Annotated in this window: 4 protein-coding genes and 1 tRNA gene; 3 read left to right on the top strand and 2 right to left on the bottom strand. The window is 56.9% G+C overall.

Going from position 1 to position 8,378, the window contains the following annotated elements:
• Positions 1-180 precede the first annotated feature (180 nt).
• Positions 181-4,698, top strand: a complete 4,518-nt coding sequence (locus ABJO75_RS05195) for a hypothetical protein (protein WP_348413746.1) — start codon at positions 181-183, stop codon at positions 4,696-4,698.
• Between the two features lie 206 nt (positions 4,699-4,904).
• Here ABJO75_RS05195 and ABJO75_RS05190 read toward each other — a convergent pair whose 3' ends face one another.
• Positions 4,905-5,324, bottom strand: coding sequence for a hypothetical protein (locus tag ABJO75_RS05190; protein ID WP_348127094.1), 420 nt, complete (start codon positions 5,322-5,324; stop codon positions 4,905-4,907).
• A gap of 100 nt (positions 5,325-5,424) precedes the next feature.
• Positions 5,425-6,182 (bottom strand): IS5 family transposase gene (locus ABJO75_RS05185; RefSeq protein ID WP_348127091.1). Its coding sequence is split into 2 segments (ribosomal slippage): positions 5,425-5,861 and positions 5,861-6,182, totalling 759 coding nucleotides; the frame shifts between segments, so codons are not numbered across the junction.
• A 622-nt stretch (positions 6,183-6,804) separates the two neighbouring features.
• Here ABJO75_RS05185 and ABJO75_RS05180 point away from each other — a divergent pair.
• Both ABJO75_RS05180 and ABJO75_RS05175 read left to right on the top strand, forming a co-directional pair.
• On the top strand, positions 6,805-8,115 hold the full coding sequence (locus ABJO75_RS05180; protein ID WP_348127088.1) for a mechanosensitive ion channel family protein: 1,311 nt from the start codon (positions 6,805-6,807) through the stop codon (positions 8,113-8,115).
• 64 nt (positions 8,116-8,179) lie between these two features.
• Positions 8,180-8,254: transfer RNA gene (locus tag ABJO75_RS05175), tRNA-Gln, on the top strand.
• The last annotated feature ends 124 nt before the right edge of the window (positions 8,255-8,378 follow it).

Below are 8,378 nucleotides of genomic sequence, written 5' to 3'. Positions count from 1 at the left end.
GCAGTCCGGTAGCTCGTCAGGCTCATAACCTGAAGGTCGTAGGTTCAAATCCTACTCCCGCAACCAAAAATACAGAATAATACCAAAGCCTTAGGCCCCGCATCACGCGGGGCTTTTTGCTTATGCGCATTCCACGTCAACACCACGTCAACGTTTGGCGAGTCGCACAACAAATACTCAATGAAATCAATGCCACGGCTCAATGGTGGCACTCTGTCCTCCCAAGCAGTTTGCGGATACGATTCCTCGGAACTGATACCGAGGGACCGCGATGTCCAAGAAAACACTGAACAAAGCCAATCTCGAAAGGCTTGGCGCGCCCAGCCAAGACTCTCTAATTCAGAGCAACCCACGCTGATGGCAAGAAATAGCAACAGAGACAATTTCACGCCGAAGACAAAGCTCCAGATCGCGAAGCGCTCTGGATGGATTTGTTCAGACCCGGAATGTATGCGTCCAACGGTCGGCGCGACTTCCGATGGTGACGGCGAAATCATGCTAGGCGAAGCGTCCCACATCTGCGCCGCTGCGCCGGGCGGCCCCCGCTACGATGCCGGAATGAGCGAGGCCGAGCGCCGCTCGGCTAAAAATGGGATCTGGATGTGCAAGCTGCACGCAAAGTCGGTCGACTCGGACGACGCGAAGTTCACCGTTGAACTGCTGCGTTGCTGGAAGAAGCAGGCGGAAGAGCATTCTCATCGCAACGTTCTCTATAATGACGCCACTCGCCCCGCTAGAATCTCGACAAACGACCTCGCAAATCGCCTACATGTTTCGGCCGCCGCCGATGTCGATATCTTCCGTCGCTTCGAGAGATGGCCGTCGACGGACGTGGCCTTGACCGTTCAGATGCGGGAACTGGACAAACCCGTGCAGACTTCGGCGTTGGCGCGCGCCTTGAGTGAGTTTGGCGATCTAGTCCTCGTCGCGCCGCCCGGCATGGGCAAGACTTCGACCCTGCTCCAAGTTGCGGAAGGTCTAGTCGCTCACGGCGAAACGCCCATCTTTGTTCCGCTCGCGGACTGGGGTACTGAAAACAAGAGGCTGCTCGATTACATTCTGGGACGCGCGACCTTTCGCGGAGAGATTACGGAAGACGATTTCCGCGCAGTAGCGCAAGAGCCCGGCGTCTACCTGCTGCTCGACGGCTGGAACGAACTTGACGGTGCAGCGCGACGGCGCGCGACCGTTGAACTGAAGCGCCTTCAGGCAGACTTGCCGGAGCTTGGGCTTCTTGTATCAACGCGCAAGCAGTCGCTCGACGTTCCCTTCGAAGGCGCGACGGTCGAACTTCTGCCCCTGGGGGAAGCGGAGCAAATGGAGATCGCGCGGGTATTGCGCGGCGACGACGGAGCACGGATTGTAGATCAAGCGTGGCGCACGTCGGGCATTCGCGAGCTGGTTAGCATCCCGCTCTATCTGACCGCGTTGCTCTCGTTGCCGGACGGCCAGCCATTTCCGAAGACCAAAGAGGAAATCCTGCGCCGCTTTGTGAAGGCGCACGAACAGCAAGCGGATCATGCGGAGCCGCTGCAGGAAGCCGTCAAGGGTCTCCAGACCGAGTTTCTGAGCGCGTTGGCGGTGACGGCCACGCGGGCAGCGAACACCTCCATCCCGGAAACGAACTCCCGTCGTTCGGTGGCGCAGACGGACAACTGGCTCGTCGAGGACGGGCAGATCACGATCAAGCTGCAAACTACGGACGTGCTAGATGCGCTCGTCAGCCATCATGTGCTGGTGCGGACGGGCGAGCCCGCCGGATATTCATTTCAGCACCAACAGTTCCAGGAATGGTACGCTTCGAACGATGTCGAGCGCGCGATGCTCAAAAGCGTCGACGATGCGGACGCGCTTCAAAAGTTGAAAACCGATATTCTGAATGCGACGCTGTGGGAAGAAGCGATCCTGTTCGCAGTGGAGCGCATGGCCCGTGGCGACGAGCCTCAGCAGCGAGCTTGCAGCGTCGCTATCATCGCCGCCTTGGAAGTCGATCTGGTCTTGGCGGCGGAGATGATTTTCTGCGCCACGGACGTTGTTTGGGCGCAGGTTTCTGAGCCCATCCAGAAGCTCGTGTTGCGCTGGCACGCGCCCGGAAAGCTTGATCGTGCCGTGCGGTTCATGATCACATCGGGCCGTCCAGAATTCCGCGACCTAGTGTGGCCGCTCATCACAAGCGAGAACAACCAGAAAAGCCTACCGGCTTTGCGGGCTGCACGCCGCTTCCGCGCTTCGGTGCTCGGACCGGATGCAGCGAAGGACATTCTCGCGCTGCCGAACAAAGTACGGGAGACAGTCGTTTCAGAGATTGCGTACAGCAGCGGCATAGACGGACTCGACCTTGTCGCCCTCATCGCGAAGAGCTGTCCCGATCCTGAGCTGAAGGCCGCCGCCGTCGACGGAATGTCCTTTCGCCGCGCTGATCGGCATGTTGCAGACGTATTGAGTACGGCAAACGACGATACCTTTGACCTTGTTTACCGGAATGGCCACCTCGAAGAGATTGACGACAAGGTCATACAGCAACAGCTCGCCATGGCGCGTTCGCGCGCCGAAAAGGGGGTTTCCGTATACGAGCGCTTGCGCGCGATCGTGTACGGGCGCGACGGAAAGGATCACAGCGCGGAGCTGACCGAACTTATCGCGACGATCGAAATTCAACGCAAGCAAGACGCCGAAGTCGGGTTGATTTACGAAGCCTGCAAGCAATTCCGGCAAGCGGTCGCGCTGGGACTGCTGAAGCGCCTACGCGAAGAACGCGAGCTATTTTTCGGCGCGGACAACATCTTGGCCTCGTCTTGCATCGTCGTTGAAGACGAGGCCCTTTTGGAGATGGTGCTTTCCCCGCAAGAGCGGATGGACAGCCGCGCCGAAGCTGCCGCGTCCGTCCTCGGCCCCGTCAGTGTTGGTAAACTCATCGATACCAAGGTCGCAGTCTTTGCCGAGATCAAGAAACTCGGCGGATACCAGAAAAGTCTGAGCGACCGATATTACGGCCTCCGCGATAGAATCGCGCACGCGCCTGGCGCGAGCCTTGTCGTCGCCGTGCAGGAGCGCGCAGCGGCGGCGAACAATGAGGAAATCCGTGAACTGGCGGAACTGCTGTGTCGCCGTGATGAGGAAGGCGACCGGGCACGCCCATTTCCGCAGGATGCGGACGCGGCGGTTTCGCAAATGATGGAGCAATGGGGCGAGAGGCTGATCGCGAGCGATGATACCGCAACGCGCAGCCAACTGTCCGCGGTGGCCGATCTGATCGGCCATTTCCCGTCTGTCGCGCTGTTGCCGATGCTTAAGCGGCTGCTCGATGACGAATTGCGTCGCTACCGGGCTTTCCGCAAGCAGGCCGAGGAAGAGCGCTGGCGGCAAGGCGAGGCGACGAACGAGGCGCGCATGCTTTATACGAACAGGTACCAGCACGCCTTCACGAAGATCAAAGCGCCCGAGACAACGACGCTGATGATCAGCTATTTGTCTGACGAGCATTTTGGCGAAACGGCCGCACTCGTGCTCAAGGTCCAATGGATTCTCGCAAACGAGCCCAAGGATGACCACCGCTTCAGGGGAAGTGTGGACTTTTCCCGTGTGAAAGAAATGCGTGCGGTGCGCACACGCTGCGCCACACTGACCTGCAACGAAGCAGACGCGATATTCGAGGCGATTGCACCGCTCATTTCCGAGGGCGCAACCGATGCGCAGAAGAAGCACGCAGTTGCGCTGGCGATTCAGGCCGTACGCCTACCGCATGGCGTACGCGCTGACACAATAAACGCGCTCTTGTCGATCGCACCGCAAGTGGCGCGTGCGAAGTTGGTACTGAATCTGATCCTCTCCGGCGAAACAATTCCATTCAGTGTTGTGCAAACCGGAATTTATGATGTCTTCGAGGATGCCAAGAAGCACGCTTGGATTCTGGATGAAGGCTGGCAGTTGAAGGCGTGGCTCCTTCTGCTGCCATTCACTGATCATCCTGTGCAGCTAGTCGACACTATCGCGGCATTGCCGATCCGCCAGCGCGAACCATACTTCCTCGAAGGTATGATCCGAGCATGCGAGACCGTACGGGCGCCGGAGATCGAAGAAGCGCTTTTCATGCTCGCGAAAAATGACGCGGTCTTCTACGACAATCACGCATGGCGTGACGCCGTTCGGCGTCAGGGAACGCTCACCTCGGCGCGCCGCTATCTCGATCTATTCATAGAGGGCAAGATCGACGGCCGCGATGGCTGGCGAGCGTCGCAAGAAGTCGCCGACTTGCTGAAAACGTATTCAGAACTGCGCGACTACGCCTTTGGCCTTTTGAAAGATGGCAATTCGCCCAAGGCTTTGCTGCTGGCAAACGCCGTTGCCGAGGGCGACGACCCTGACGGGCTGCTTCAGCTCGTAGAGCTGGAGAACAGGCTTCGGCGCTCATTGATCTCACGGCGTGCCATTGAGGGAGTTGTCACGGAACACGTTCCATCAGAACACTGGCGCGGCGCATTCGACGTGCTTCCAATCGCTGCGACCGAGCTTCGGCGAAAGCTTTTGGCGATGACGACAGACGGCGGACCTCACGATGCCGCCGCGCGAGCCCTTCGAGAAATCGAAAGAGTGCGCGATAAAGACGGCGCACCCGAAGATGAGCCGCGCCACCCCGATCTGGCCTCCGGCAAGCCGTGGCCGATTCTGGTAGCTGATCCCGAAGCGGAAGGCGGTTGACACATAAAAGATAAAGCTTGGTGCTCGGAGTACGGACAGCGCAGCGATGTCAGAAAGGCGTTCAAAAACCTGATTTGGTCGCTATGGATGGAAAGCGGTTCAGATTCCTCTGTTCATATTGGCCGCATGAGCGAAACTGGCTGTAATTAGTAAGTTTTCTGCACCTTCGTTACAAAACACCAGCGCTGAAAAGTGATCAAACGGCATCAAGTGTTTTGAAATAGCCAATCAGCGACAACTCTGCTTGAGATTGATCGAAGGAAGATCGCCTCCCAGGCATTTGCTCCTTCATCTGCGGATTTCGCATCGCTGAGCTCCAACAAATACGCGTGAAACTCGTCTGAAGTAGATCGATAGTCAGTGTGATGCGGAAGGACGCTGTCTGGCTGAACCTTAAGTTTCTCCCACCTTTTGCCTATATAAGTGAGAAAATTGGTCCTGCGGACGATGTTGTTTATGTGAAATTCAACATTAGCAAAATCTGGATCTTCTTGATTGATTAAGTAATTGATCAAGAATACTGGCGGGGCTTCATTCGGATCAAATGAAAGAAAAATCAAAGGGTTGGCCAAGAAATCGTCGTAGTAAGGATGCAATACCCTTGCATGAGTAGCTGGGTCAAACAATCTCTCCCCGCGTTTTCGATTGCAGGAGCACGCAGGTACTAGATTGAAGGACAGACAAGCATATTCAGGATACTTTTTTTGCGTTAGGTAGGGTCAGGACTCATAGCCAATAGATGACGGTTGCCGCTAGCGCGATTGCGGAGAGGAAGACCTTCGGGCACCTGTCGTATCGGGTCGCGACCCGTCTCCAATCTTTCAACCTGCCGAACATGATCTCGATGCGATTGCGGCGTTTGTAGCGACGCTTGTCGTATTTCACGGTGGTCTTGCGTTGTTTGCGGCCCGGGATGCAGGCGCGTATCCCTTTGTCTTGCAACGCTTCTCTGAACCAATCAGCGTCATAGCCACGGTCCCCGAGCAACCAGTCGACGTTTGGCAGGCCGCTCAGCAAAGCCCGGGCACCGATGTAGTCGCTGACCTGCCCGGCGGTAACGAACAAGCTGATCGGCCGCCCCTGGCTATCGCAGACCGCGTGCAGCTTGGTATTCATACCGCCCTTGGTGCGGCCGATCAGGCGCCCACGCCCCCCTTTTTTACGCCCATGCTGGTCGAGGTGCGGTGTGCCTTGAGGTAAGTCGCGTCAATCATCACGGTCTTCCTTTCGCGATGCTCGGCGGCCAGGCCAGTCATGATCCGAGCAAAGACGCCCTTATCACTCCATCGTTTCCATCTGTTGTAGAGTGTCTTGTGAGGGCCGTATTCCTTGGGTGCATCGCGCCAGCGTAACCCATTGCGATTGATGAAAATAATCCCGCTCAGCACCCTGCGGTCATCAACACGCGGCTTGCCGTGCGACTTCGGAAAATAGGGCTTCAAACGCGCCATCTGCGCGTCGCTCAACCAGAAAAGATCAGACATATCACCGCTCAGTTTTCCGGCGGTGAATCATGATGCTCGCCTGAAATCAGTGGGTCCAGACCCTAAGACTATGTCCGGCTCATCTGTTAGGTTCGTTTGTGTGGAGTGCTTTCGGTGATGCAAGCGGTGCGTTTCGAGTGTCTTTTGTTAATCCTATCGCGTCGTTGTAGAATGGCTTGGTCCTGCCCGAAGCAGACATCTGCAGGTGTAACATTGTTGGCGCTCACGTGAACGCATTGATGATTGTGGCGATCGGCCAAAGCTACAATCTAGATTTCCTAATCGCTGGGCTAAATTTTTTTTCGTTAAGATGCGTTTCCTGAAGGTTTGGTGCCATCGCTCCGCTCCCCAGAAGTGGTGTTCCCTTGCAAACCATGAGACGGAACATACCCAAAATTTGGGACTATATGACACGTCGCGAGAGTGCTTCATACTATTGTCCTTCAACCATTCGGTCAGACCACCTTAGACATCGCTTGGTCCGTTGTCATTGAGCAGGCGCGGTGGTGCGGCTCTGCCATCCTGCCGCACCCTGAAACCCCTTTGGTTTCGAACTGGATTGAGGTTGGCATTTGTGCGCGGCTGGTTCACGCTAACGCATATTCATGCCAAAGGCTTTCCCATGCGGATCTTGATTTTCTGTCTCATATGTCTGACGCCCACTCTATTGACGGCGCAGGTTGATCAGCCCACCGGGACCATCGAGATCGAAGACAACGCCCTGCAGGACGCGGCCATCGCCAATCGTATCCGGGACATCTTGTCAGAGCTGGATGGGTTCGAAGACGTCACAGTGGCCGTCAATTCGGGCATTGTTACTCTGCGAGGGCATACGCTTGATAGCGACACTGCGCGCCGGCTTAGCGCGCTGACCAGCAGGATCGAAGGCGTTGTGGCAATCGAAAACGAAGTCACCGAAACCACTGATGTTGTCGAGCGGTTGAACCCGGCGATTTTGCGTTTTGAAGAGCGGCTGAAGCAGGCGATCGCCTTTCTGCCATTGCTGACGATTGCGATTGCTGCCTTCGGCTTGGTGGTTCTGATCGGCATTCTGCTGGCGAGGTTACGACAACCTTGGGACCGACTGGCCCCGAATGCCTTCATTGCCGACATCTACCGTCAGGTCCTGCGGCTTGTCTTTATCGTCGCGGGGATCGTCATTGCGCTGGACATTCTCGGTGCAACCGCTCTCTTGTCCACCATTCTGGGGGCAGCGGGGATCGTTGGTCTCGCCATCGGCTTTGCGGTTCGAGATACTGTCGAGAATTTCATCGCGTCGATCCTGCTCTCGATCCGTCAGCCGTTCCGCCCGAATGATACGATCGAAATCGAAGGTGACACAGGCAAAGTGATCCGCCTGACCAGTCGTGCAACGATCTTGCTGAGCTTTGATGGCAACCATATCCGAATTCCCAACGCGACGGTGTTCAAGAGTCGCATTGTGAATTTCACCCGTAATGACGAGCGGCGGTTTCACTTCGAGTTGGGCGTGGCACCGGACACCGATCTTGCAATGGCCCGCCAAATCGCGCTGGACACCATCCAGGCCCTGCCATTCGTGCTGGAGAGCCCCGCTGCATCCGTATGGATTGAAGCGGTGGGCGACAGTACGGTGACCCTGCAGATGGCTGCTTGGGTCGCCCAACATGAAACCTCCATTGTGCTCGCCAGAGGCGAAGCAATCCGTGGCACGATGCTGGCCTTTGAGGCTGCAGGGATTTCAATGCCCGAACCGGGTATGCGGGTGCTGCTGCCCACCAGCGGACACGAATCGCACGTTGACGAAAAACGCCAAGGTGGAAGCGCTTCAACGGGCGATGCCCCACAGGATGTTGCAGCCACTGCAGACAGTGAACTGGAGCAAATCGTAGCCGAAGAACGCCTTGCGCAACAAGGCGATGACCTTCTGACCCCTGGCGCACCCGAAGAATAGGGCAGTTTTTGGCAAATCGGGTCTTGCACCGCCTGTCATGGCAGCTTAATTAGCCGCTCACTGTTGGGGTGTAGCCAAGCGGTAAGGCATCGGTTTTTGGTACCGTGTATCGTAGGTTCGAATCCTACCACCCCAGCCAGTCAGCCATCAGTGATGTAACTAAGCAGGCGGTTCCTCAAGGGGTCCCCAGAATGCCCCCGGAAATGCCCCAGTCGATCGTCCCCCACCCGTGGCACCCGGGCACACCTATGACGGGTGGTTCG

Source organism: Sedimentitalea sp. (assembly GCF_039973035.1).
Lineage (GTDB): Bacteria > Pseudomonadota > Alphaproteobacteria > Rhodobacterales > Rhodobacteraceae > Sedimentitalea.
This window is presented reverse-complemented; position numbering and strand designations above follow the sequence as displayed.